This is a genomic window from Pseudomonas sp. xss_2 (genome assembly GCF_043104195.1).
Lineage (GTDB): Bacteria > Pseudomonadota > Gammaproteobacteria > Pseudomonadales > Pseudomonadaceae > Aquipseudomonas > Aquipseudomonas urmiensis.
The window spans coordinates 1-24,438 of the sequence record NZ_JBICKL010000006.1 but is presented as its reverse complement, the minus strand read 5'-3'; the positions used below and the strand labels follow the sequence as shown (position 1 = coordinate 24,438).

Below are 24,438 nucleotides of genomic sequence, written 5' to 3'. Positions count from 1 at the left end.
ACGCAGCCCGCTCCCACGCAGCCCGCTCCCACGCAGCCCGCTCCCAACCAGCCCGTGCCTCGCTGGGGTCTCAGATTGTCAGCTCGACTTCCCCCAGATGCCCGCCAAACGGCCCAAAGCTTCGCTCGACCATCCGCCGCCGGCCCTGCTTGTCGACAATCAGCACCGTACTCGCCCGCGTCCCGTAGTTCTGGCTGGCGATAAACGCACTGGACAGCAGCCGCTCGGTCGCCAAGCCAACCCCGGTGTCCGGCAGCTCGGCATCCGCCGCAGGTTCGCCATCGGCAAGCAAGCCCAGCAGCTGCCGTGGATCAGGATCATCCAGTAACCGCGCCAGCCCCTCACGGGTTTTCACCAGCTTCGGCCATGGCGTATCCAGCCCTGCGTTGGACAGCCCGTACACCCCAGGCTCCAGCAGGCGCGGCGCGGGCTCATGTGCGTGCAAGTAGCCCAGCCGCTCAGCATCGCCCACCAACAGATTGAACCCTGAATACTGGGCGCTGCGGCTGGCTACCTGATCCAAGTAAGCCTCGACCGCCAGCTCCCCTCGCAAGTACGCCGCCACCAGCTCGCCACGCGAACGCGGCCCAAGCGGCTGGTGTGGGTCGCGGATATTGGTCAAAGCCGCAAAGCGTCCGCCCGGCCCGACACCCAGCCAGGTCCCGCCCGCTTCCAGGTCGCGCCCGGCATAGACGCCTGGCGCATCTTCCCAAGCCGCCAGCGCCTGGGTCGGTCGAGCGTGGAACTCGTCGCGGTTGGCCGCGACGATCAGCGGCAGGGCATGCCCCGGCCGCCAGGCAAATACGATCAGGCACATAGGTTGGCCTCTGTGTTTTGCCTCACTCTACCCACTGGGGGGCGGTTGATCCATCCTGTCACAGTGTTCACCAGTGTCTGTCATAGAGTTCACTAGAGCCCAGACCCCGGCTTCCGTTACCATGCCGGATTGAATTTCAAGGGGTCGACGAATGGAGTTCGTACTCTATCTGCTGCTGGGCGCTTGCGCCGGCGTCCTGGCCGGGCTGTTCGGCGTGGGCGGCGGGATCATCATCGTGCCGGTGCTGGTGTTCAGTTTCACCTTGCAAGGCTTCGATCCCTCGGTGCTGACCCACCTGGCCGTGGGCACCTCACTGGCGACCATCGTCTTCACCTCGATCAATGCCGTGCGTGAACACCAGCGCAAGGGCGCGGTGCGCTGGCCGATCTTCGCCTGGATGACCCTCGGCATCCTCATCGGTGCCGGCATCGGTGCCAAGACCGCCTCGCTGATCCAGGGGCCGATGCTGCAGAAGATCATCGGCGTGTTCGCCCTGGTGATCGCCGTGCAGATGGCCCTGGACCTCAAGCCCAAGGCCAGTCGCGGCATCCCTGGCAAACCTGGGTTAACCGGCGCCGGCGTGGTGATCGGCTGGGCCTCGGCAATCTTCGGCATCGGTGGTGGCTCGCTGACCGTGCCGTTCCTGACCTGGCGCAGCCTGCCCATGCAGCAGGCGGTGGCAACGTCCTCGGCCTGTGGCCTGCCGATCGCCCTGGCCAGCGCCTTGAGCTTCATGCTGCTGGGCTGGCACGAAAGCCACCTGCCGGCGCACAGCCTGGGCTATGTGTACCTGCCGGCGCTGCTCGGCATCGCCGTGACCAGCATGTTCTTCGCCCGCTACGGCGCGCGGTTGGCACACAAGCTGTCGCCGCGCCTGCTTAAACGTCTGTTCGCCGCGCTGCTGTTTTGCGTCGGGCTTAGCTTCCTGATTTGATCGAGAGGAACCGCAATGCTGCCTTACCCGCAGATCGACCCCGTCGCCGTAGCGCTCGGGCCGCTGAAAATTCACTGGTACGGCCTGATGTACCTGATCGGCATCGGCGGCGCCTGGCTGTTGGCCTCGCGCCGGCTGAACCGCTTCGATGCCACCTGGAGCCGGGAGAAACTCTCCGACCTGGTGTTCTGGTTGTCGATGGGGGTGATCGTCGGTGGACGCCTGGGCTACGTGCTGTTCTATGACCTGCAGGCCTACCTGGCCAACCCGACGCTGATCTTCGAGGTGTGGAAAGGCGGCATGTCGTTCCACGGCGGCTTCATCGGCGTGATGCTGGCGGCGCTGTGGTTCGGCAAGCGCAACAACAAGTCGTTCTTCGAACTGATGGACTTCGTCGCCCCGCTGGTGCCGATTGGCCTGGGTGCCGGGCGCATCGGCAACTTCATCAATGCCGAGTTGTGGGGCAAGGCCACCGACGTGCCTTGGGCGATGGTCTTCCCGCCGTTCAGCGACCCGGCCCAGTTGCCGCGTCACCCGTCGCAGCTGTACCAGTTCGCCCTGGAAGGTGTGGCATTATTCGTCATCCTTTGGCTGTACTCGCGCAAGCCGCGCCCGACCATGGCCGTTTCCGGCATGTTCGCGCTGTTCTACGGCATCTTCCGCTTCATCGTCGAATTCGTGCGGGTACCCGATGCCCAGCTTGGCTACATTGCCTTCGGCTGGTTGACCATGGGTCAGTTGCTCTGCGTGCCGATGATCGCTGCGGGCATCTTCTTGATCTGGTGGGCCTACAACCGTAAACCAACGGCCAAGGCCACCGTCTGATTTTCACGGCAGGGGCGATCCCCCTGCCGTTCTTGTTACAGGTAAGCCATGAAACAGTATCTAGATCTGGTCCGCGACGTTATCGAAAACGGCACCCTGCAGGGTAACCGTACCGGCATCCGCACCATCAGCCTGCCCGGCGCCATGCTGCGTTTCGACCTGCAGAAGGGCTTCCCGGCCATCACCACCCGCAAGCTGGCGTTCAAGTCGGCGATTGGCGAGATGGTCGGCTTCCTGCGTGGGGTGAAGAACGCCGGTGAGTTCCGCGAACTGGGCTGCAAGGTCTGGGACCAGAACGCCAACGAGAACGCCCAGTGGCTGGCCAACCCGTTCCGCCAGGGGCATGACGACCTCGGCGAGATCTACGGTGTGCAGTGGCGCCAGTGGCCAGGTTACAAGCGTGTGCCGCTGAGCAACCCGGCCGCCATCGAGATGGCTGAGAAGCAAGGCTTTCGCAAGATTGCCCAGGACGAGGAAGACGGCCAGGCGTTCGTCATCCTCTACAAGGCCATCGACCAGGTGCGCCAGTGCCTGGACACCATCGCCAACGATCCAGGCAGCCGGCGCATCCTGTTCCACGGCTGGAACTGCGCCCAGCTCGATGAAATGGCCCTGCCGCCGTGCCATCTGCTGTACCAGTTCCACCCCAATGTCGAGACCAAGGAAATCTCCCTGACCCTCTACATCCGCTCCAACGACCTGGGCCTGGGCACGCCGTTCAACCTCACCGAAGGCGCCGCGTTGCTGTCGCTGTTCGGCCGCCTGACGGGCTACACCCCGCGCTGGTTCACCTACTTCATCGGCGATGCCCATGTGTACGAGAACCACCTGGACATGCTCAACGAGCAGCTCAAGCGCGAGCCGCTGGCGGCGCCGAAGTTGGTGATCAGTGATCGCGTGCCGGAGTTTGCCAAGACCGGCAAGTATGAGCCTGAGTGGTTGGAGAAGATCGAGCCGAGTGATTTCAGCCTGGAAGGGTATGAGCACCATGCGCCGATGACTGCGCCGATGGCGGTTTGAGCGTTTCGATGCCTGGGTTGCATCATCAAAAACAGGAAGTAGGTGATGGCTGGACTGTTGATTAAGTATCTAAAAGAAAAAGGGGCTCAAGCGTTAGGGCTAAAGCCTTTAGTTAATCAATGGGGGTTCGATGAAGCACTGATTCCCAAAGCGCTTCAAAATATTGCTGCGCTGTTTCCACATTACAGCCGGCATGACGAATCTCACAGCAAGCAGATATTGGTCAATATCGAGCGAATACTAGGTGAGGAAGGCGTTTCACAGCTGTCCGCTACCGATATTTGGCTGCTGCTTGAGTCAGCTTACTGGCACGATATCGGCATGGTCGTGTCAAAACGTGATCAGATTGATGCATTTTCCAATCCAGCCTTCGAAGATTATATCCGCGGTATATGTGATGATAGGCACCATGAGCTTTATTCGCTCGCGCAAGCCTTGAAGTCGCGCAGCGACTGGATGACGGGCGCGGAAACTCCCATTCAAGCGGTTGAGCGTATCCAACAGTTAATGGCTGAGTGGGTAAGAAAACTCCATCCCGACCGGGCCGAGGCGATCATCAATGATCCAATGGACCGAATAGGTGTTACATCACCCCGTACTGAACTTATACCGCATCGCTTGTTCCAGCTGCTTGGGCAGATCTGCAGGATGCACGGGCGTCCATTCAGTGAGGTTATCAGCAACGCCCATGGACTGCCGTTCAAGCAGGCGGGGTTAGGGCTCGACGACTGTCACCCAAGATTTGTCGCATGTTTGTTAAGACTGGGCGATTTGCTCGATCTGGACAACAACAGATTTTGCCCTGTTATGCAGTGTATTGCCGGCGACGATCGGCCGGGGCTGAGCAAGGCCCATGAAGACAAACATGCCTCAATTCGATACTTGCGGGTTGATAGAGACAGAATTGAAGTGAAGTCTGAGTGCATGACGGTTGAAGGCTATATCGAGTCATGTGATTGGTTCCGCTGGTTGAAAGATGAACTGCGAAACCAGATGGCCCACTGGCAAGACATTGTGCCGTCTCGGTCGCTGGGTTTATTGCCGACGTTGGGTGACCTTGAGGTTTCGCTGAAGGGTGATCTTCAGGTGCTGGAGGTCGGAAAAGCGCCGAAGTTTAGTGTGAATGCTCAAAAGGCATTTTCGTTACTGCAAGGTTCGAATTTATATAAGTCTAAATTCGATTTTGTACGTGAGGTTTTGCAGAATGCGGTAGATTCGACGCTGGTGAGATTTTGGATTGAACATCAAGCAGCATTTAGCTATGAAGGCCCCGTAGCGCTTCGCCGAGCACTTGAACGCTCATCGATCAAAGTAAGGCTTACCGAATGTCCTGTGGTCACCAATGACGATACCAAAAAACGTTTTTGGAGAATTGAAATTTCTGACACAGGAACAGGCGTGTCACGTCACGACTTACCGTATATGATGGATATCGGATCATCTAATAAAAACAGGCAGAGGCGAAACTTAATTGAAGCTATGCCAGAGTGGATGAAGCCTTCAGGCAGCTTTGGTATCGGGCTTCAAAGTGTATTCATGGTAAGCGATCGAATAAAAATCGATTCTAAAGATTTTTTTTCAAATGAAACGATCTTGGTCGACATGACGAACCCTACTTCGGCATCACACGGCGCCGTTCTGATCAGAAATGGCCTATCTGATTACGCAAGAAAGGCAGGTGCGACAATTTCATTTGAAATAGCTGATGATGCACCGCGTCGATTGACCGTCGGTTTGAAAGACACGGTCCGGCACTTCATGGCGAAAAACTTCGACCCTTTGTACGAATCTTCGTTTTCTTCTGATATTGCTGCTATTGCCGATGCTATTTTAAACTTTTCCAAGGGGTCAATCGTTCCTGTCGAGTTTGAGATCGACGCGCTGAATGCCGATGTGCTCACGCATCATCAGTTTGCGGTTCCGGGAGGGGATGATGTTCACGGGTTTGATAGCCTGAAGGTTGAAGATGCCTTTTGCGGCCTTACTTATAGCCTGCGAGAGCGGAACCCCCGAAGCTCAGGTCTGGAAGGATTGCAGGATCGTATTCGTGTTTATTATCGAGGGCAAAAAATCGACAATGACACATTCACGATTTTTCCTTTGATTGATGTTGGTTTCAATATTCTGTCTGGCGATGCGAGCGACTGGCTCTCCGTAAACCGCTCAGAAATTTCTACTCAGTCGGTAGCGCGAATTAATAAACTGCTTGTTGCGGCCCTTGAAAAAAAGATAGGACGTGATATCAGTTCGGCACGCGATTGGCCAGAAGCCAAACGACAGCATATGTCACTGTTCCTCGCATACATGGCGTATTCGCGAGGCGGAGGGTGGCAGCGCTTGAGCAGTGATTTTGGAGACGCTTGGCTGAAGCTGGAAGGCTTTGGTGCCAACCTCTCAGAGCTGTTCATGTCTGACAAATGGGTCTTGGCTACCCTCAGTGGTTTTTCAGCTAAGCCTGATCTCGTTATAAGTCGAAACGAAGAGCGACTCAGGTCAGTCATACTGAACCATTGGAAAAAGAAAAGACACGGCTCGGTGTCTGTCATGTCGTTTGACGAGGCATTCCCAAATGCTGAAGTGATATCTGACGATGAATTGAGGAGGGGCGGGCGGCTCAAGGACATATTTAATGTAGAGGCCGAGAAAGATTTTACTGGCTCGATTTTCTATATCGCAGGCTTGGGGGGGGAAAGCACATATTCGCAAAGCGCATTCATATTGCGAATGTCCGAGTTGATAAGGAGTGGCGTCCACAATGAGCGCTATGTCGTTCCTTACTCGCCGTTGTTTAGCAAGTGGCAAGCCTTGCAATTGAAAGACGGTGCATTCAGCGACATGCCCTCTATTTTCCCGGATGTGCCACTCGATGGCGCACGTATCCTTCTACCCTTTCTGTTTAGAAAGACGATGATTGGCGACGCTAGAGCTGTTGAGATTGGTGATTTAACCAGTTTGGCCGAAGCGATCGCAGACCGTCTCATGAATCCTCTCCCGGTTAGAGAGGTAGCTGCTTTATATGCGGAGCTGACGCGATTCATCGACGAATTGATGAGTGAGTCTGATATCTGGCAGCAACGACGTACCAAAGGTCAGGTGGTGTGAGTTATCGTCGATGGCTACTGCCTACATGAGAGTGCTCGGTCTCAGCAGGTGAAATCGCCCCATTCACCTCCAACTGCTGCAAGATCGCGCACTCAGCCCCTGGTGCACTGCAACGTTGGCGCAACTCCACCAACTGCGCCTGTAGTGCCACCAAACCATCGATGCGCGCCTGCACGTGCGCGATATGCTCATCGATCAAGGCATTGACGCTGCCGCATTGGCCTTGCGGACTGTCGCGCAGGCGCAGCAGGCTGCGGATCTCATCGAGGGTCATGTCCAGTGTTCGGCAATTGCGGATGAAGGTCAGCCGCTCGACATGTGCCTGGGTATACAGCCGGTAGTTGCCCTCGCTACGGGCAGGCTCTGGCAGTAGCTGCTCGCGTTCGTAGTAGCGGATGGTCTCGACGGCGCAATCGGTGGCTTTGGCCAGTTCTCCGATCTTCATGACGAATCTCCAGCAGATGGCTTGACCCTATAGTGGCTATAGGGTGTTCACTTGGCAACAGGCTCCCTTTAAGGACGAATCCATGAACCAGCCTGTCAGCCCCGATCACTCGCACGACCACTCCCATGCTCACGACCATGAGCATGGCGGCAAAGCCTCTTGCCACGACACCCACGCGCACAGCTGCTGTGGCTCTGCTGCCGCTGCGCCAGCCTTGGTGCAACTGACCGGGAAGGCTAGCAGCAATGCGCAGCTCAGCCGCTTCCGCATCCAGGCCATGGACTGCCCTACCGAGCAGACCCTGATCCAGGACAAGCTGGGCAAGATGGCCGGCGTCGAGCAGCTGGAGTTCAACCTGATCAACCGGGTGCTCGGTGTGCGTCACACCTTGAGCGGTACCCACGCAATCGAGCAAGCCATCGCTAGCCTTGGCATGCAGGCCGAACCGCTGACCGATGCCGAGGAAGGCGCCCCAGCCCCCGCAGCCAAGACCCGTTGGTGGCCACTGGCGCTGTCCGGGGTGGCGGCGATCGCTGCCGAGGTGGTGCATTTCACCGCGCTTGCGCCTGGTTGGCTGGTCGCTGCGCTGGCGCTGGCGGCGATCCTTGGCTGTGGCCTGGGCACTTACAAAAAGGGCTGGATCGCCCTGAAAAATCGCAATCTCAACATCAATGCGCTGATGAGCATCGCCGTGACCGGCGCCGTGCTGATCGGCCAATGGCCAGAAGCGGCCATGGTCATGGTGCTGTTCACCGTTGCCGAGCTGATCGAAGCGCGCTCGCTGGACCGCGCCCGTAACGCGATCAGTGGCCTGATGCAGCTCAGCCCGGACATGGCCACCGTGCAGCAGGCGGACGGCCAGTGGCGTGAGGTCGATGTCCGTGAGGTGACCCTCGGTGCGTTGGTGCGGGTACGTCCCGGCGAGCGGATCGGTCTGGATGGTGAGGTGGTCAATGGCCAGTCCAGCGTCGATCAGGCGCCGATCACCGGCGAAAGCCTGCCTGTGGAGAAAAACAAAGGCGATAAGTTGTTCGCTGGCACCATCAACCAGGAGGGGGCGCTGGAGTATCAGGTGAGCGCTGCAGCCGGGCAATCGACCCTGGCGCGCATCATCAAGGCCGTGGAAGAGGCCCAGGGCGCGCGCGCTCCGACCCAGCGCTTCGTTGATCGCTTCTCGCGCATCTACACCCCGGTGGTGTTCGCCGTTGCGCTGGCTGTGGCGATTATCCCGCCACTGTTCATGGCGGGTGCCTGGTTCGACTGGATCTACCGCGCCCTGGTCCTGCTGGTGGTGGCCTGCCCATGCGCCTTGGTGATCTCCACGCCGGTGACCATCGTCAGTGGCCTGGCCGCCGCTGCGCGCAAGGGCATTCTGATCAAGGGCGGCGTGTACCTCGAAGGGGGGCGCAAGCTGGACTTCCTTGCCCTGGACAAGACCGGCACGATCACCTATGGCAAGCCGGTCCAGACCGACTTCAAGCTGCTTGAGCCGCTTTTCGAAGGCCGTGCCCAGGCGCTGGCGGCAAGCCTCGGCGAGCGTTCTGATCACCCGGTTTCCCGTGCCATTGCCCAGTTCGGCAAGGAACAGGGTACGGCGCTGAGCGAGGTCAGCGCGTTCGCCGCATTGGCTGGGCGTGGCGTGCGTGGCGAGATCGACGGGGAGCTGTATCACCTGGGCAACCATCGCCTGGTCGAGGAGCTGGGGTTGTGCTCGCCTGAACTGGAAGCCGAGCTCGATGCATTGGAGCGCCAGGGTAAAACCGTGGTCTTGCTGCTCGACCGCAGCGGCCCGTTGGCGTTGTTCGCCGTCGCCGACACGGTCAAGGACAGCAGCCGTCAGGCCATCGCCGAGTTGCATGAGCTGGGCATCAAGACGGTCATGCTCACCGGCGACAATCCGCACACCGCCCAGGCGATTGCCGCCCAGGTCGGTATCGACCGAGCTGAAGGCAATTTGCTGCCCAGTGACAAGCTCAACACCATCGAGGCGCTGTACGCCGAAGGACACCGGGTCGGCATGGTCGGCGACGGGATCAACGATGCGCCGGCCCTGGCGCGCGCCGAAATTGGCTTTGCCATGGCTGCGGCGGGCACCGACACTGCGATCGAGACCGCCGATGTGGCGCTGATGGACGATGACTTGCGCAAAATCCCGGCCTTCGTCAGGCTGTCGCGGCAAAGTGCGGCGATCCTCACCCAGAACATCGTGTTGGCGTTGGGGATCAAGGCGATTTTCCTGGCGATCACCTTTGCCGGCATGGCCACTATGTGGATGGCGGTGTTCGCCGACATGGGCGTCAGCCTGTTGGTGGTGTTCAACGGCCTGCGCCTTTTGCGCAAATAAGGAACCTGCATGCTGAGTGCCGAGCTCAAAGCCTTCTACATGGTGGCCCGCCTGGGCAGCATTACCTTGGCGGCGAAGAAGCTCGGGCTCAGCCAGCCGACGGTGACCACGCAGATTCGCAACCTGGAAAGCCAGTATGCGGTGGAGCTGTTCTACCGCGGCGGTCGGCGCCTGGTGTTGAGCGAGGAGGGCGCGCGGCTGTTGCCGATGGTCAAGGCCTTGCTGCAGCAGGAAGCCGACATCGAATTCGAGCTGCGCAACAGTGGCCAGGCCCAGGGCAGTTTGCGCATTGCCGCGACGGCGCCGTACTACATCCTTGACCTGGTGAAGATCTTCCGCGAGCGCCTGCCGCAAGTGGACGTGGCGGTGGAGATCGGCAACTCGCAGCAGGTGCTGGAGATGCTCGAAGACTATCGGGTGGACATTGCTGCGTCATCGCAGCTGCTCGAAGATGCGCGCCTGATTCGCCGCGTGCTCGGCACTGATCCGCTGGTGGTAGCGGTGCACCGCAATCATCCATTGGCCAATCGCCAGGTGGTGGCCATCGACGCCTTGGCCGGGCATTGCCTGCTGATGCGCGAGCAGGGCTCGACCACCCGCAAGCTGACCGAGCAGATGCTCGCCGATTCCGGGGTCAAGATCGGTGCGTTGCTGGAAATTGGCAGCCGCGAGTCGATTCGCGAGGCGGTGTTGCGCAACATCGGCATCAGCATCATTGCTCGCCATGAGGTGCCGCATAACCCTGAACTGCGGATGCTGGTGCTGGAGAATGCGCCGGTGATGCATGAGTACCTGTACTGCTTGAAGGAGCGGCGCCAGGCCAGGTTGCCGGCGGCGTTCCTCGGGGTGGCGCAAGAGGTGGCGGGGCTGTAGGCGATGCCGCGCCATCGGGGCGTCTGCGAGCTACACACGGGCCTCGTGGGAGCGGGCTTGCCCCGCGATAACGTCCTTGTGCTCACCATCGCCATCGCGGGGCAAGCCCGCTCCCACGCAATCGCGCCTGCAGTCGACACTGAACTTGGCCACTACAAAATCCACCAATACCACTATCACCGGCTTTTGCCCTAAAGCCACATAAGCTTCGCATTGGGTTCCTAGCATGGCCTGCATCTCTTCAACGAGGCCCTGTCATGACCCACGCCATCGCCACCCCAGGCGCACAGATGAAAGTGCGCGGTATCCACAAGCGCTTCGGCGCGTTTACCGCGCTCAACGATGTCTCCCTCGATATCGCCGCTGGCGAGCTGGTCTGCCTGCTCGGCCCGTCGGGCTGTGGCAAGACCACCCTGCTGCGCTGCATCGCCGGCCTCGAACGGCAGGACCGTGGGGCGCTGTACATCGGTGATCGGGACATCTCCGAGCTGCCACCGCAGGCGCGTGACTACGGCATCCTGTTCCAGTCCTACGCGTTGTTCCCCAACCTCACGGTCGAAGCCAACATCGCCTACGGCCTGACCGGCTCCAGCCGTGAGCAAGCCCGCCAGCGCGTGGCCGAGATGCTCGAACTGGTTGGCCTGCTGGGCAGCGAGAAGAAATACCCCGGGCAGCTTTCCGGTGGCCAACAGCAGCGCGTGGCCCTGGCCCGCGCCCTGGCTCCGGCACCGTCGTTGCTGCTGCTCGACGAGCCGATGTCGGCGCTGGATGCGCGCGTTCGCGAGCATCTGTGCACTGAGCTACGCCAGTTGCAGCGCCAGCTCGGCATTACCACCTTGATGGTTACCCACAACCAGGACGAGGCCATGCTGATGGCCGACCGCATCGCCGTGATGAACAACGGCCAGGTCGAGCAGTACGCCACGCCGCAAGAAATCTACGACAAACCCGCGACGCCGTTCGTTGCCGAGTTCGTCGGCCAGGGCAACTGGCTGCCGTTCCAGCGCAGCGGCGACAGCCACGCCCAGGTTGGCGGGATGAACATGCGCCTGGGGCCAAACGCGGCCCGCGCCAGCAGCGGTCGGCTGTTCTGCCGCCCGGAGGCGATCACGGTCAACCCGCTGGTGCATGAGGAAAACCTGTTCGCGGCCAAGGTCCAGGAGATCACCTTCCTCGGCAACCGCTGCCGAATGAGCTTCGAGCTGAAAACCCTACCAGGGCATACCCTGCTCGCGGAAATTGCCCCAGAAGCCATGCCGCGCCTGGGTTCGCAAGACATCTGGGTGGCCCTGCCACCACAGAGCCTGCAGGTGTTTGCCTAAGATGGCCGCGCCAATCTCCTTGCCGCTCAAGCAAGCCAAGGCGGCGCCGGGCAATGGCGTCGCCTTGGGTGACCGGTTGTTCGTGGTCGGCGGCAAGAGCCTGCTGCTGGTTCTGCTCGTACTGGCGGTACTGATGCCGCTGCTGGCGATCTTCTGGCGAGGTTTGAGCGCTGACGCAGGCCAAGGCGGCGGCCTGCTGGCGGCGCGCGAGCTGTTTGCCAGCGACAACTTCCACTGGCTGCTCGGCAACAGTTTGTCAGTGGCATTCACGGTGGCGGTCATCGTCATCCCGCTGGCCTATCTGTTCGCCTACGCCTTGCAGCGCACGCTGATCCCCGGCAAAGGCCTGTGGCGAGGGGTTTCCCTGCTGCCGCTGCTGGCGCCGTCGATGCTGCCGGCCATCGCCCTGGTCTATCTGTTCGGTAACCAAGGCCTGCTGCGCGGGCTGCTTAGCGACAATATCTATGGCTTCTGGGGCATCGTCCTGGGTGAGGCCATCTACACCTTCCCGCATGCCCTGATGATTCTGCTGTCGGCGCTGTCACTGGCTGATGCGCGTTTGTTCGATGCAGCATCGAGCATGGGCGCAGGCCCGGTGCGGGCGTTTTTCAGCATCACCTGGCCGGCCACGCGTCAGGCGGTGTTCGCCGCGTTCTGCCTGGTGTTTACCCTGACTATCACCGACTTTGGCGTGCCAGTCGTCGTTGGCGGCGATTATCAGGTGCTGGCGCTGGAGGCCTACAAGGCGGTGGTCGGCCAACAACAGTTCGGCCGTGGCGCGTTGATTGGGATGGTCCTGCTGGTGCCAGCGCTGCTGAGCTTTGCCGTCGATGCCTGGTTGCGTCGGCGCCAGGGCGAGGCGCTGAGTGGCCGTGCGCAGGTGTTCGAGCCCAAGCCATCGCGGCTGCGTGACGGCGTGTTCCTGGCCATCGTGCTGCTGATCTGTGCGGTGCTGCTGGCGGTCGTCGGCATGGCGGTGTACTCGTCGCTGGTCAAATTCTGGCCGTACAACCTGTCGCTGTCGCTCAAGCACTACAGGTTCGAGGACACCGCTGGCGGCGGTTGGCTGGCCTACCGCAACAGCGTGACCATGGCCTTGTGCACGGCGTTGATCGGCAGCGTGGTGATCTTCGCTGGCGCCTACTTGATGGAGAAGACCCAAGGCCAGCGCCTGCTCAACCAATCGCTGCGGCTGCTGAGCTTCATTCCGATGGCGGTGCCGGGCTTGGTCCTGGGCCTGGGCTACGTGTTCTTCTTCAATCTCAATGGCAACCCACTGCATGTGTTCTACGGCAGCATGGCGCTGCTGGTGGTGTGCACCATCGCCCACTACCTGACCACCGCGCAGATGACCGCGACCACCGCCTTGCGCCAGCTCGACGGCGAGTTCGAGGCGGCAGCGCTGTCGCTCAAGGCGCCGCTGTATCGGCATTTCTTGCGGGTGACCGTGCCGATCTGCCTGCCAGCGCTGCTGGACATCATCCGCTACCTGTTCGTCTCGGCGATGATCACGGTGTCGGCGGCGATCTTCCTCTACAGCCCCGACACCATCCTCGCGGCCGTCGCCGTGCTGAACATGGACGACGCCGGCAACGTCGGCGGCGCTGCTGCCATGTCGACCCTGATTCTGCTAACGAGTGCGACCGCCTCATTGCTGCTAGCCGCAGCTTCTCGCGGCCTGCTGCGCCGCTCCCAGGCCTGGCGCCAACGCGCCCCCGGCCATTGACCGACTGCCAACCCTGAAAGGAACCGCAACATGTTCAAGCCCTTTGCACTTGCCGCTGCCGTATCCGCTGTATTCAGCCTGCAGGCTACGGCCGCCGGGACCCAGCTGACGGTCTACACCGCCCTGGAGGCCGAGCAGCTCAAGAGCTACAAGCAGGCTTTCGAAAAGGCCAACCCCGACATCGAGATCAAGTGGGTGCGCGATTCCACCGGCATCATCACCGCCAAGCTGCTGGCGGAAAAAGACCGCCCGCAGGCCGACGCCGTGTGGGGGCTGGCGGCCTCCAGCCTGGCCATTCTCGACCAGCACCAGATGCTTGAAGCCTATGCGCCAAAAGACCTGGAGAAGATCTCCAAAAACTACCGCGACGCCGCCAACCCGCCAGCCTGGGTGGGCATGGACGTGTGGGCCGCGACTATCTGCTTCAACACCGTCGAGGCCGAAAAGCAGGGCCTGAGCAAGCCCGTCAGCTGGCAGGACCTGACCAAACCTGAGTACAAAGGCAAGATCGTCATGCCCAACCCGGCCTCCTCCGGCACCGGCTTCCTGGACGTCAGCGCCTGGCTGCAAACCTTTGGCGAGCCGCAGGGTTGGGCCTACATGGACGGGCTGCACCAGAACATCGGCCAGTATGTGCATTCCGGCTCCAAGCCCTGCAAGCTGGCAGCCTCGGGTGAATTCCCGATTGGTATTTCCTTCGAGTACCCGGCGGTGCAGCTCAAGCGCCAAGGGGCGCCGCTGGACATCATCCTGCCCAAAGAAGGTCTAGGCTGGGAAATCGAGGCGACTGCAGTGATCAAGGGCACGCCGAAGGCAGAGGCGGCCAAGCGTCTGGCTGACTTCTCCGCAAGCCCCGCGGCAATGGAGCTGTACAAAGAAAACTTCGCAGTGCTGGCTGCGCCAGGAATCGCCAAGCCACAGACCGAGCTGCCTGCGGACTACGAGCAGCGCTTGATCAAGAATGACTTTGCCTGGGCTTCAAAGAACCGCGACCAGATCCTGGCTGAATGGCGCAAGCGCTATGACGGCAAGTCGGAGAAAGTGGCCCAGCAGTAAAGGTGCCTGGGGCCGCAAAGCGGCCCCAATAACCAATTGCCCAGGAGAATGTTCGAGCTGAGTGAGGGCCTCGCCGATGTAGTCGTCGGCGCTGTGCTGTGGGATGAGCAGGCCAAGGAGGTGGGCGTGCCGGTGATCGATTTGCAGGTGTTGAAGGGCAAGGCGTTGGCGCTGCTGTGAAAGGGGTCGGGGGCTGTGCCGGCCCTATCGCGGGGCAAGCCCGCTCCCACGAGCCCGCGATGGGGCCGGCATAGAAGACGCCATCACAACTGGCTGAGCAACACCTCTAACTGCTCCTGGCGCTCCGCCTGGTTGACCCGCGCCCCAGGATTGAGCGTCGACCACTGCGGATGCGCCCGGGCCTTGTTCAGGGCCTCAGGCAGCTTGCCTTCGCGCCAGGCTTTTTCATCCGCAGCGCCCAGGCGAATGCTGTCCTGCGCCGCATGCCCACGGCTTTCCAAGGCTTGCACCAACTGCTGCTGGCGCAACGCCAACAGGCGCAAGACACTGTCATCCACGGTCAGCTCGCGCTGGCCCTTCAACTTGCCCATCAACCTTGAGCCATAGTTGCGCGCGGTCTGCAATGCGCCGCCAGCGATGGCCCCGGCCAGCGCTGCAGCGCCAAGGGTCAGGCCGCCGACCAACAGATCCACACCGGCGCCGGCCGCAGCACCTGCGGCAACTCCGCTGCCCAGGCGCACGCCCAACAGCTTGAGGGTTTCCGGGTTGAACAGATCATCTCCCCAGCGCCCGTCCAGCAGCGGCAGGTCGCCGGCATTGGCGTCTTCGCGGCGAAACGCATACAGCTTGAGCAATGCTTCGACACAGCGCTGCTCACGCTGACGCACATCCTGGCGCAGCGCTTCGATGGCCTTGGCTTCAGCCGCAGGCTCGGCCTCGACACTGCGTCGGCAGGCGGCGCAGTCGAGCAACAATTCGGCGATCAGGCGTTTGCCGCTGTGCTGGCGGGCCAGGCGCTGTGTCTGCTGATCGTCGATCAGGCGTTGGAGCGAGGGGCGCGCGTCCTCCAGCAACAGGGCCAGGCTTTCATACAGCCGCCGCTCACCGTCTTCAGGAGGGGCAACGCTGTCGAATCGCACCAGCGCGTGCAGGCCAAGGCGGGCGAGGGCTTCGCGCCATTCGGGCTCGCGGTGTTGGCTGCTGGCGACGAAGTTGAGCACCGGCAGCAGCGGCTTGCCACAACTGGCCAGCACTTGCAGTTCATCGCGGTATTTGGCCAGCACCGGTTCACGGGCATCGATCACATACAGCCCGGCATTGCTCGCCAGCAGCTGGCGCAGCACCTTGGCTTCCTGCTCGAAGCGCTGGCGCGCCTCACTGCCCTGAAGAAAGCGCTGTAGACGCGCCGGCCCGTCCAACCGCTCACCAGGGCGCTCCAGCCGTTCCAGGTAATCGAGCAGGGCGATGGCGTCTTCCAGCCCCGGTGTATCGTACAACTCCAGCAACGGCTCGCCGTCCACCGACAGCCGTGCGCCTTCGACATGGCGGGTGGTGCTGGGGCGGTGCGACACCTCGCCGAAACCGACGTCACGGGTCAGGGTACGCAGCAGCGAGGTCTTGCCGACGTTGGTGTGGCCGACCACGGCCAGTTTCAGCGGCTCAGTCATGGCCATGCTCCAACCAGGTCAGGGGCGAGGTATCGGCGTGAGGCAGGCCGAGGCGGTCGAGGGCTTCGTGCCAGTCACCCAGGCGCGCCGCATCCAGTGCTTGGCCGGGAAGCGCCTGGAGCAGCCAGATACGCGTGGCGCCGGCATTGCGGGCAAGCTCGGCGAGCAGCGCCAGGCTGCCGCGGTCCGGTGAGCGGCGTGGGTCGCAGGCGATGGCCAGGCGCGCTGGTGGAAAGCGGCTCAGTTGTTCGAGCAGCTTGTTGCGAGACTCGCGGCTGTCGAGGATGCCGGCGTTGGATACGCCTTGGGCAAGTTTCGGCGGCCAGGGGCGCTGGTCGTCCAGTTCAAGCCCTACCAGCAACGCGCCGCTGGCATCTGACTCCAGTTGTCCCGGCTGGAAATGCGGCAGGGCATCTGGCGCCGCATCTTGTACGCCAAGGCGTTCGCTGCGCGGCATCAATGCATCGCGCAGTTGGGCATAGCCGGGCAGGCTCAAGTCCAACGTCAAGCGCTCGCGACCTTGGCGCCAGCGCCACAGGCACAGCAGCGCCAGTAGCAAGCGCGGCAGCAGGCCGTACACCAGCACTACCCCGAGCAGCCAACTGGCCCAGGCCTGACGCGCCAGGTCGAGGGCCGGCAGCGTGTCGCCGCTGGCGCGGATTATGGCTTCATCGGGCACGGCAAAGCCCAGCAGCGAGGGCAGGGCGCCGAGGGCATGCGTGAGGCTGATGAAGGGCTCGGCGGCGAGCAGGGTGGTTTCCCAGACGAAGCCATAGCGCCGAGTCGCCAGCAACGCCAATAGCATCAGCAATGCGGCGATCATCGCCAACAGCCACAAGCCATGGACCAGCGCGCCCAGTAGCCAGCGGTTGAGGCGCTGGCGCTGCAGCAGAATCAGTAACGCCGGCGCCAGTTGTGCGGCCTTGGCATCGCGGGCAAAGCGCTCGCTGAGCCATAACCACAGGCGGCCCAGCACTGCGCCTTGTTCACCTGCGGTGATGAAACTGACGGCCCAGCCGATCAGCATCAGCAGGTTCAGCCCAAGCAGGCTGCCCAGCGCCCAGAACACATTCACCGGTCGTTGGCCATCGCCCAAAGCCGCCAGGGCAAGGCCTGCGCCGCTGAACAGGGCAAACAGCAGCAGCGCCAGCAAGGCCAGGCGCGCGCCCTGTTTCCAGTGGCGCAGGGCCTCGGCCATGCCATCGCGCTCGGCCAGCCACAGGGCGCGGGTCTCGATGCGTGCCGCCAGGTCGCCGCCCAGCTGGCGGGCACGGCGGTTGGCTTCCTGGTCTTCCAGGGGCCCGGCGTGTTCCTCGCGCAGGCGCACCGCTTCGGTGAGCCAGCGCTTGTCGAGTGGAGTCGGTGCAGTCACAAGGTCTTCCATTGCACAGGTCAGGGCACAAGCTTAACCCAGGCTTGGTTTGCTATCCTCGCCGACATGAATACATCACTCCCCCTCAGCCTGATCGCGGCGTGCGCCGAGAACCGCGTGATTGGCATCGACAATTCCATGCCCTGGCACCTGCCGGGGGATTTCAAGTACTTCAAGGCCACCACCTTGGGCAAGCCGATCATCATGGGCCGCAAGACTTGGGATTCGCTGGGCCGGCCACTGCCAGGCCGGCTGAACATCGTCGTCAGCCGTCAGCCGGGGTTGCAGCTTGAAGGCGCTGAAGTGTTCGCGTCGCTGGAGCAGGCGCTGCAACGCGCCGAGCAGTGGGCCCAGGAGCAGGGCGTCGATGAGCTGATGCTGATTGGCGGCGCGCAGCTGTACGCGCTGGCGCTGGAGCAGGGGTTGGTCAGCCGCATGTACCTGACGCGGGTCGAGCTGTCGCCAGAAGGTGATGCCTGGTTCCCTGAGTTCGACCAGGCGCAGTGGGCGCTGGCCTCCAGCCAGGCGCAGGCAAGCGAAGGCGACAAGCCGGCTTATCATTTCGAGGTGTGGGACAAGCGTTGAGACAGGGGGCCGCAAAGCGGCCCCAAAATGCTCAGGAATGACTCAGCTGCGCATGCTGATCATCACCCAGCACGTGATGATCGGTCTGCTTGAGCAACTGGCTCGTCACCACGCCCGCGGTCATCGACCCACTCACGTTCAACGCCGTGCGGCCCATGTCGATCAGCGGTTCTACCGAGATCAACAGCGCCACCAGTTCAACCGGCAGCCCCATCGCCGGCAGCACGATCAGCGCAGCGAAGGTCGCACCCCCGCCAACCCCGGCGACCCCTGCCGAGCTCAGGGTGACGATGGCCACCAGCGTGGCGATCCACAGCGGGTCGAAGGTGTTGATGCCCACCGCTGGGGCAACCATCACCGCCAACATGGCCGGGTACAGACCGGCGCAGCCGTTCTGGCCGATGGTGGTGCCAAACGAGGCGCTGAAGCTGGCAATCGACTGCGGCACACCCAGGCGGCGGGTTTGCGCTTCGATGTTCAGGGGAATGCTCGCCGCACTGGAGCGGCTGGTGAAGGCGAACGTCAGCACTGGCCAGACCTTACGGAAGAAGCGCAGCGGGCTGACGCCGGTAGCGGCCAGGATCACCCCGTGAACCACGAACATCAGCCCCAGGCCGAGGTAGGACACCAGCACGAAACTGCCCAGCTTGAGGATGTCGTCCAGGTTGGAGCTGGCGACCACCTTGGTCATCAAGGCCAGCACACCGTAAGGGGTGAGCGTCATCACCAGGCGCACCAGGCGCATCACCCAGGCTTGCAGGGTGTCGATGGCCGACAGGGCGCGCTCGCCCTTGTCTTTGTCGTCCTTGATCAACTGCAGCGCGGCCAGGCCCATGAACACGGCGAAGATCACCACGCTGATGATCGAGGTCGGTTTGGCCCGGGCCAGATCCGCTACCGGGTTGCTGGGGATGAACGACAGCAGCAGCTGCGGGATATTGAGGTCGGCGACCTTGCCGGCGTAGTCGCTCTGGATCGCTTGCAGGCGCGCCGCTTCCGGTACGCCCGCTACCAGCCCTTCGGCGCTGAGGCCGAACAGGTTGGTCAGGACGATACCGATCAGCGCGGCAATGGCGGTGGTCAGCAGCAGGGTGCCAATGCTCAGAACGCTGATCCGGCCTAGCGAGGAGGCGTTGTGCAGACGGGCGACGGCGCTGAGGATCGAGGCGAAGATCAGCGGCATGACGATCATCTGCAACAGGCCGACATAGCCGTTGCCGATCAAGTCGAGCCAGCTGATGGTGGCCTTGAGCACAGGATGGCCGGCGCCATAGATCGTGTGCAGGACCAGGCCGAACACCACGCCCAGCACCAGACCGAGCAAGACTTTCTTGGCCAGGCTCCACTGGGTGCGGCGGGTTTGTGCCAGGCCCAGCAACAGGGCCAGCAATGCCAGCAGATTGAGTGACAGCGGCAGGTTCATTGAAGCTCCAGAATCGAATACAAGGCGTCGCGTCTGTGCGCGATTGCGAACGCAAATGCTAACAGCCTGAAAACAAACGAATTTATATTCAAATGGAATGTGCTTAGTCGTTATTGGAATAACGCGCTGTCGCTATTGAGCAATCAAGGCGGCGCTTCGAGCTGTATTGAGGTCGTTGTGGGCCATCCCCTGCGCGGATTGTTGGCTAGCGTTGTTGGGCCAACCTTTCAGGAGCGCTGCACATGACGAACGCTGCGAAGATGCTCGCGGCAGGCCTGGCCCTGGTCCTGAGCCTCGACACCTGGGCCACCGAGCTCAAGCACTGGCCCACTGAGGCCGCCAAGCAACTGGACAGCATGATCGCCGCCAATGCCCACAAGGGTAATTACGCGGTGTTCGACATGGACAACACCAGCTACCGCTTCGACCTCGAAGAAGCTTTGCTGCCGTTCATGGAGAACAAAGGCCTGCTCAGTCGGGACAAGCTCGACCCTTCGTTGAAGCTGATGCCGTTCAAAGATACCGCCGAGCACAAGGAGAGCTTGTTCAGCTATTACTACCGGCTCTGTGAGATCGACGACATGGTCTGCTACCCCTGGGTCGCCCAGGTGTTCGCGGGCTTTACCCTCAAGGAGCTGAAGGTGCAGGTCGATGCGCTGATGGCCTCGGGCAAGCCGGTGCCTAGCACCTATTTTGAGGGGGATCAGGTCAAGGCGATCGAGGTGCAGCCGCCCAAGGTGTTCACTGGCCAGACCGAGCTGTTCAACAAGTTGATGGAGAACGGTATCGAGGTCTATGTGATTTCCGCCGCCTCCGAAGAGCTGGTGCGCATGGTCGCTGCCGATCCCAGGTACGGCTACAACGTGAAGCCCGAGAACGTCATTGGCGTCAGTTTGCTGCTCAAGGATCGCAACAGCGGCCAGCTGACCACGGCACGTAAGCAGATCTCGGCGGGGCACTATGATCCCAAGGCCAATGAGTCGCTGGAGCTGACCCCTTATCTGTGGACCCCGGCGACCTGGATGGCCGGCAAGCAGGCGGCGATCCTGACCTATATCGATGAATGGAAGAAACCGGTGCTGGTGGGGGGCGATACCCCTACCAGCGATGGCTACATGCAGTTCCATGGGGTCGATGTCGGCAAGGGCGGGATTCACCTGTGGATAAATCGCAAGGCCAAGTACCTGGATCAGCTTAACGGCATGATCGCCAAGCATGCGGCGGCTCAGGCCAAGGAAGGCTTGCCGGTGACGGCCGACAAGAACTGGGTGATCGTTACCCCTGAGCAGATTCAGTAAGGGTCAATCGCGGGGCAAGCCCGCTCCCACGAGGGCGTGGGTGATTGCTCAACGGCGCGGCCAGTCGCGGCTTGCGTGGGAGCGGGCTTGCCCCGCGATGAGGTCGCCCCAGGCATAAAAAACGGCGCACCAGGCGCCGTTTTCTATCTCTCGCTAAGCCTTACAGCCCATCGAGCATCGCTTTGTTACGCACAGCACCTTTATCAGCACTGGTCGCCAACAGGGCATAGGCCTTCAGCGCGGTGGTGACCTTGCGCGGACGCACTTCAACCGGCTTCCAACCTTTCTGGTCCTGCTCAACCCGACGCTGCGCCAGCTCTTCGTCGCTGACCAACAGATTGATAGAACGGTTGGGAATGTCGATCAGGATCTTGTCGCCATCGCGCACCAGGCCGATGGCACCACCCGCTGCGGCCTCCGGCGAGGCATGGCCAATCGACAGGCCCGAGGTACCACCTGAGAAACGGCCATCGGTGAGCAAGGCGCAGGCCTTGCCCAGGCCTTTGGACTTCAGGTACGAGGTCGGGTAGAGCATCTCTTGCATGCCCGGGCCGCCTTTCGGACCTTCGTAGCGGATGATGACGATGTCGCCGGCCTTCACTTCGTCGGCGAGGATGCCGCGCACGGCGCTGTCCTGGCTCTCGAAGATCTTGGCGTTGCCTTCGAACACGTGGATCGACTCGTCGACGCCAGCGGTTTTCACCACGCAGCCATCCAAGGCGATGTTGCCGTACAGCACCGCCAGGCCGCCTTCTTGCGAATAGGCGTGCTCGACGCTGCGGATGCAGCCTTCGGCGCGGTCGTCATCGAGGGTTTGCCAACGGGTCGACTGGCTGAAGGCCGTCTGGGTCGGGATACCGGCGGGGCCAGCCTTGAAGAAGGTGTGCACCGCTTCATCGTCGGTCTGGGTGATGTCCCACTTGGCGATGGCTTCTTCCATGCTGGCGCTGTGCACGGTCGGCAGGTCGGTGTGCAGCAGGCCGCCACGGGCCAGCGAGCCGAGGATGCTGAAGATGCCGCCAGCGCGGTGGACGTCTTCCATGTGGTACTTCTGGATGTTCGGCGCAACCTTGCACAGCTGCGGCACTTTGCGCGACAGGCGATCGATGTCGCGCAGGTCGAAGTCGACCTCGGCTTCCTGGGCAGCGGCCAGCAGGTGCAGGATGGTGTTGGTCGAACCGCCCATGGCGATGTCGAGCATCATGGCGTTTTCGAACGCCTTGAAGTTGGCGATGTTGCGCGGCAGCACCGATTCGTCGTTTTCGCCGTAGTAGCGCTTGCACAGCTCGACGATGGTCCGCCCAGCGGTGAGGAACAGCTGCTCGCGGTCGGAGTGGGTGGCCAGGGTCGAGCCGTTGCCCGGCAGGGCCAGGCCCAGGGCTTCGGTCAGGCAGTTCATCGAGTTGGCGGTGAACATGCCGGAGCACGAACCGCAGGTCGGGCAGGCGCTGCGCTCGTATTCGGCGACTTTCTCGTCGGAGGCCGACGAGTCGGCAGCGATGACCATGGCGTCGACCAGGTCCAGGCCGTGACTGGCCAGTTTGGTCTTGCCGGCTTCCATCGGGCCGCCAGAAACGAAGATCACCGGGATGTTCAGGCGCAGGGCGGCCATCAGCATGCCGGGGGTGATCTTGTCGCAGTTGGAGATGCACACGATGGCGTCAGCACAGTGGGCGTTGACCATGTATTCCACGGCGTCGGCGATGATCTCGCGGCTTGGCAGCGAGTAGAGCATGCCGTCGTGGCCCATGGCGATGCCGTCGTCGACCGCGATGGTGTTGAATTCCTTGGCCACGCCACCGGCGCGTTCGATCTCGCGGGCAACCAGTTGGCCCAGGTCCTTCAGGTGCACGTGACCTGGGACGAACTGGGTGAACGAGTTGGCGATGGCGATGATCGGTTTCTTGAAGTCGTCGTCCTTCATCCCGGTAGCGCGCCACAGGGCTCGGGCACCGGCCATGTTGCGGCCGTGGGTGGAAGTCTTGGAACGATAATCAGGCATGAAGCACTCCTGGCGGCTGAATCAGGTCAGTAACAAATAGGGAAGTGAGCTTCTCTTGTCCTTATGCCCTAGGCCGGTTGCCGCTGGCACGGATGAGGTCGAACACACTGCGGGATCGCCGCAGGCTCGACCAGAGCTCATAAACCCGCCGGGGGATGTCTGGCGATGAATACGCCGATTCTACACCGCTGGCGCCGCGAGGGAATGCTGATGTGCCCGGTGGGATGTAAGCCTGGCATGGCCGAATTGTCGTAGGACGCTTCCCAAATACCTCGTTGGCGCGTTTTTCCTGCTGACGCCTGCCCCCGCGCTGCCTATTATCCCCGCGCCGCATGTGCGGCTTGACGAGATACATCCTCAATGGACCTTCCCAGTTTTCAGTTCATCACGAACTTGCACGCTGGCACTGAGCGCGCTGTCGCCAGGGCATCCGAAGGCTTGAGCCCACGCGGCTGAGGTTTGCGGGCGCCTGCGTCGGCGCCTGGAGAACCTTATGCACTATTCATCTGATTTTCTCGCTGCACACGCCCACCTGCGCCAGGCCGCCCAGGCTCGGCGAGACGGTCTGTTGCAGGCTGGGCTGTATAACGAAGGCACCGCCGGGGCCTTGATGACCAGCGAATATTCGAGCCTGGACAATGGCCTGAGCGCCAGTCAGGCAATCGACATGCTGCGTCGCGAGGCGGCCGATGCCGAAACCATCTATCAGTCGTATGTGCTCGATGAGCGGCGCAACGTGCTGGGCACGGTTTCGCTGCGTGAGCTGATTCTTGCCGCCCCAGACCAACCCATCGAGCAGATCATGCAGCGCAGGGTCATCTGCGTGGCCACCGGTACCGCCCAGGAGCAAGTCGCCCGGCTGATTCGTGAGCATGACCTGCTGGCTGTGCCGGTGCTCGATGAACTGGCGCGGCTGGTGGGTATCGTCACCTGCGACGATGCGTTGGATGTGGTGGTGGAAGAGGCGACCGAAGACTTTCATAAAGGCGCGTTGATCACCACCCATGTTGGCAATTTGCGTGATGCCACCGTCGGTCTGCTTTATCGCAAGCGGGTGTTGTGGCTGGTGTTGCTGGTGTTCGGCAACCTGTTCTCGGGTGCAGGCATCGCGGCGTTCGAGGAAACCATCTCAGCCCATATCGCACTGGTGTTCTTCTTGCCGCTGCTGGTCGATAGCGGCGGCAATGCCGGCGCGCAGTCGGCGACGCTGATGGTGCGTGGGATCGCTACGGGCGAGGTGATGATGCGCGACTGGTTGCGCATGCTCGGGCGTGAGTGCGGTGTGGCGTTGGCGCTGGGTGCGACCATGGCCGTGGCGGTGGCATCGCTGGGGGTACTGCGCGGCGGACCAGAGATCGCGCTGATCGTGGCCAGCAGCATGTTGGTGATCGTGTTGATCGGCAGCTTGATTGGCATGAGCCTGCCGTTCATGTTCACCCGGCTCAAGCTCGATCCGGCAACGGCCAGTGGACCGCTGGTGACATCGATTGCCGATGCGGTGGGGGTGTTGATCTACTTCGGGATTGCATCGCAGGTGCTGGATATCTGATCTGTAGCGATCAAGGCGACTGCGTGGGACTCCGTGAACGCGACTACGTGAACGCGACTACGTGAAGGTGACTACGTGAACGCGACTACGTGAACGCGGCTGCGTGGGAGCGGGCTT

Annotated in this window: 19 protein-coding genes; 13 read left to right on the top strand and 6 right to left on the bottom strand. The window is 61.8% G+C overall.

What is annotated here, in order from left to right:
• Positions 1-70: 70 nt before the first annotated feature.
• Positions 71-817, bottom strand: a complete 747-nt coding sequence (locus ACF8K2_RS00625) for an NRDE family protein (protein WP_392463029.1) — start codon at positions 815-817, stop codon at positions 71-73.
• Positions 818-968: 151 nt separating this feature from the next.
• Between ACF8K2_RS00625 and ACF8K2_RS00620 the strand changes: the two genes are divergently transcribed.
• From ACF8K2_RS00620 to ACF8K2_RS00605, 4 genes are read left to right on the top strand one after another with little or no spacing between them, the layout of a single operon-like run.
• Positions 969-1,751, top strand: coding sequence for a sulfite exporter TauE/SafE family protein (locus tag ACF8K2_RS00620; protein WP_186555904.1), 783 nt, complete (start codon positions 969-971; stop codon positions 1,749-1,751).
• 15 nt (positions 1,752-1,766) lie between these two features.
• A complete protein-coding gene (lgt, locus tag ACF8K2_RS00615; protein ID WP_186555905.1) occupies positions 1,767-2,576 on the top strand; it encodes a prolipoprotein diacylglyceryl transferase in 810 nt (269 codons plus the stop codon).
• Positions 2,577-2,624: 48 nt separating this feature from the next.
• Positions 2,625-3,596 carry a thymidylate synthase gene (locus ACF8K2_RS00610; RefSeq protein ID WP_264235724.1) on the top strand — a complete coding sequence of 324 codons (972 nt, stop codon included), beginning with the start codon at positions 2,625-2,627 and terminating at the stop codon, positions 3,594-3,596.
• Between the two features lie 45 nt (positions 3,597-3,641).
• Positions 3,642-6,698 carry a hypothetical protein gene (locus tag ACF8K2_RS00605; RefSeq protein WP_392463026.1) on the top strand — a complete coding sequence of 1,019 codons (3,057 nt, stop codon included), beginning with the start codon at positions 3,642-3,644 and terminating at the stop codon, positions 6,696-6,698.
• 1 nt (position 6,699) lies between these two features.
• Here ACF8K2_RS00605 and cadR read toward each other — a convergent pair whose 3' ends face one another.
• On the bottom strand, positions 6,700-7,143 hold the full coding sequence (gene cadR / locus ACF8K2_RS00600; protein WP_392463024.1) for a Cd(II)/Pb(II)-responsive transcriptional regulator: 444 nt from the start codon (positions 7,141-7,143) through the stop codon (positions 6,700-6,702).
• Positions 7,144-7,225: 82 nt separating this feature from the next.
• Between cadR and ACF8K2_RS00595 the strand changes: the two genes are divergently transcribed.
• The 6 genes from ACF8K2_RS00595 to ACF8K2_RS00570 all read left to right on the top strand — a co-directional run bounded on the left by ACF8K2_RS00595 (position 7,226) and on the right by ACF8K2_RS00570 (position 14,644).
• Entirely contained in the window at positions 7,226-9,487 is a 2,262-nt protein-coding gene (locus ACF8K2_RS00595; protein ID WP_392463022.1) for a heavy metal translocating P-type ATPase, read from the top strand.
• 9 nt (positions 9,488-9,496) lie between these two features.
• Positions 9,497-10,360, top strand: a complete 864-nt coding sequence (locus ACF8K2_RS00590) for a LysR family transcriptional regulator (protein WP_392463020.1) — start codon at positions 9,497-9,499, stop codon at positions 10,358-10,360.
• 257 nt (positions 10,361-10,617) lie between these two features.
• A complete protein-coding gene (locus ACF8K2_RS00585; protein ID WP_186555910.1) occupies positions 10,618-11,682 on the top strand; it encodes a putative 2-aminoethylphosphonate ABC transporter ATP-binding protein in 1,065 nt (354 codons plus the stop codon).
• Position 11,683: 1 nt separating this feature from the next.
• The gene (locus ACF8K2_RS00580; RefSeq protein WP_392463018.1) at positions 11,684-13,408 is read left to right on the top strand and encodes a putative 2-aminoethylphosphonate ABC transporter permease subunit; all 1,725 of its coding nucleotides are present in this window, start codon (positions 11,684-11,686) and stop codon (positions 13,406-13,408) included.
• 30 nt (positions 13,409-13,438) lie between these two features.
• On the top strand, positions 13,439-14,464 hold the full coding sequence (locus tag ACF8K2_RS00575) for a putative 2-aminoethylphosphonate ABC transporter substrate-binding protein (RefSeq protein WP_392463016.1): 1,026 nt from the start codon (positions 13,439-13,441) through the stop codon (positions 14,462-14,464).
• A 48-nt stretch (positions 14,465-14,512) separates the two neighbouring features.
• Positions 14,513-14,644 carry a hypothetical protein gene (locus ACF8K2_RS00570; protein ID WP_392463015.1) on the top strand — a complete coding sequence of 44 codons (132 nt, stop codon included), beginning with the start codon at positions 14,513-14,515 and terminating at the stop codon, positions 14,642-14,644.
• Between the two features lie 83 nt (positions 14,645-14,727).
• Here ACF8K2_RS00570 and ACF8K2_RS00565 read toward each other — a convergent pair whose 3' ends face one another.
• Together ACF8K2_RS00565 and ACF8K2_RS00560 are read right to left on the bottom strand one after the other, a co-directional pair.
• Positions 14,728-16,092, bottom strand: a complete 1,365-nt coding sequence (locus tag ACF8K2_RS00565) for a GTPase/DUF3482 domain-containing protein (protein WP_392463014.1) — start codon at positions 16,090-16,092, stop codon at positions 14,728-14,730.
• Complete coding sequence (locus ACF8K2_RS00560; RefSeq protein ID WP_392463013.1) at positions 16,085-17,476, bottom strand: DUF2868 domain-containing protein; 1,392 nt, start codon at positions 17,474-17,476, stop codon at positions 16,085-16,087. Before ACF8K2_RS00560 ends, ACF8K2_RS00565 begins: the two co-directional genes overlap by 8 nt.
• Positions 17,477-17,530: 54 nt before the next feature.
• Here ACF8K2_RS00560 and ACF8K2_RS00555 point away from each other — a divergent pair, with 54 nt between their 5' ends.
• Positions 17,531-18,049, top strand: a complete 519-nt coding sequence (locus ACF8K2_RS00555) for a dihydrofolate reductase (RefSeq protein WP_392463012.1) — start codon at positions 17,531-17,533, stop codon at positions 18,047-18,049.
• A gap of 31 nt (positions 18,050-18,080) precedes the next feature.
• Here ACF8K2_RS00555 and ACF8K2_RS00550 read toward each other — a convergent pair whose 3' ends face one another.
• Complete coding sequence (locus tag ACF8K2_RS00550; protein WP_392463011.1) at positions 18,081-19,472, bottom strand: L-cystine transporter; 1,392 nt, start codon at positions 19,470-19,472, stop codon at positions 18,081-18,083.
• Positions 19,473-19,714: 242 nt separating this feature from the next.
• Here ACF8K2_RS00550 and ACF8K2_RS00545 point away from each other — a divergent pair, with 242 nt between their 5' ends.
• Positions 19,715-20,770, top strand: coding sequence for a haloacid dehalogenase-like hydrolase (locus ACF8K2_RS00545; RefSeq protein ID WP_392463010.1), 1,056 nt, complete (start codon positions 19,715-19,717; stop codon positions 20,768-20,770).
• 160 nt (positions 20,771-20,930) lie between these two features.
• Here ACF8K2_RS00545 and ilvD read toward each other — a convergent pair whose 3' ends face one another.
• Positions 20,931-22,772, bottom strand: coding sequence for a dihydroxy-acid dehydratase (gene ilvD / locus ACF8K2_RS00540; RefSeq protein WP_186555918.1), 1,842 nt, complete (start codon positions 22,770-22,772; stop codon positions 20,931-20,933).
• Between the two features lie 493 nt (positions 22,773-23,265).
• Here ilvD and mgtE point away from each other — a divergent pair, with 493 nt between their 5' ends.
• Complete coding sequence (gene mgtE, locus ACF8K2_RS00535; RefSeq protein ID WP_392463008.1) at positions 23,266-24,321, top strand: magnesium transporter; 1,056 nt, start codon at positions 23,266-23,268, stop codon at positions 24,319-24,321.
• Positions 24,322-24,438 lie beyond the last annotated feature (117 nt).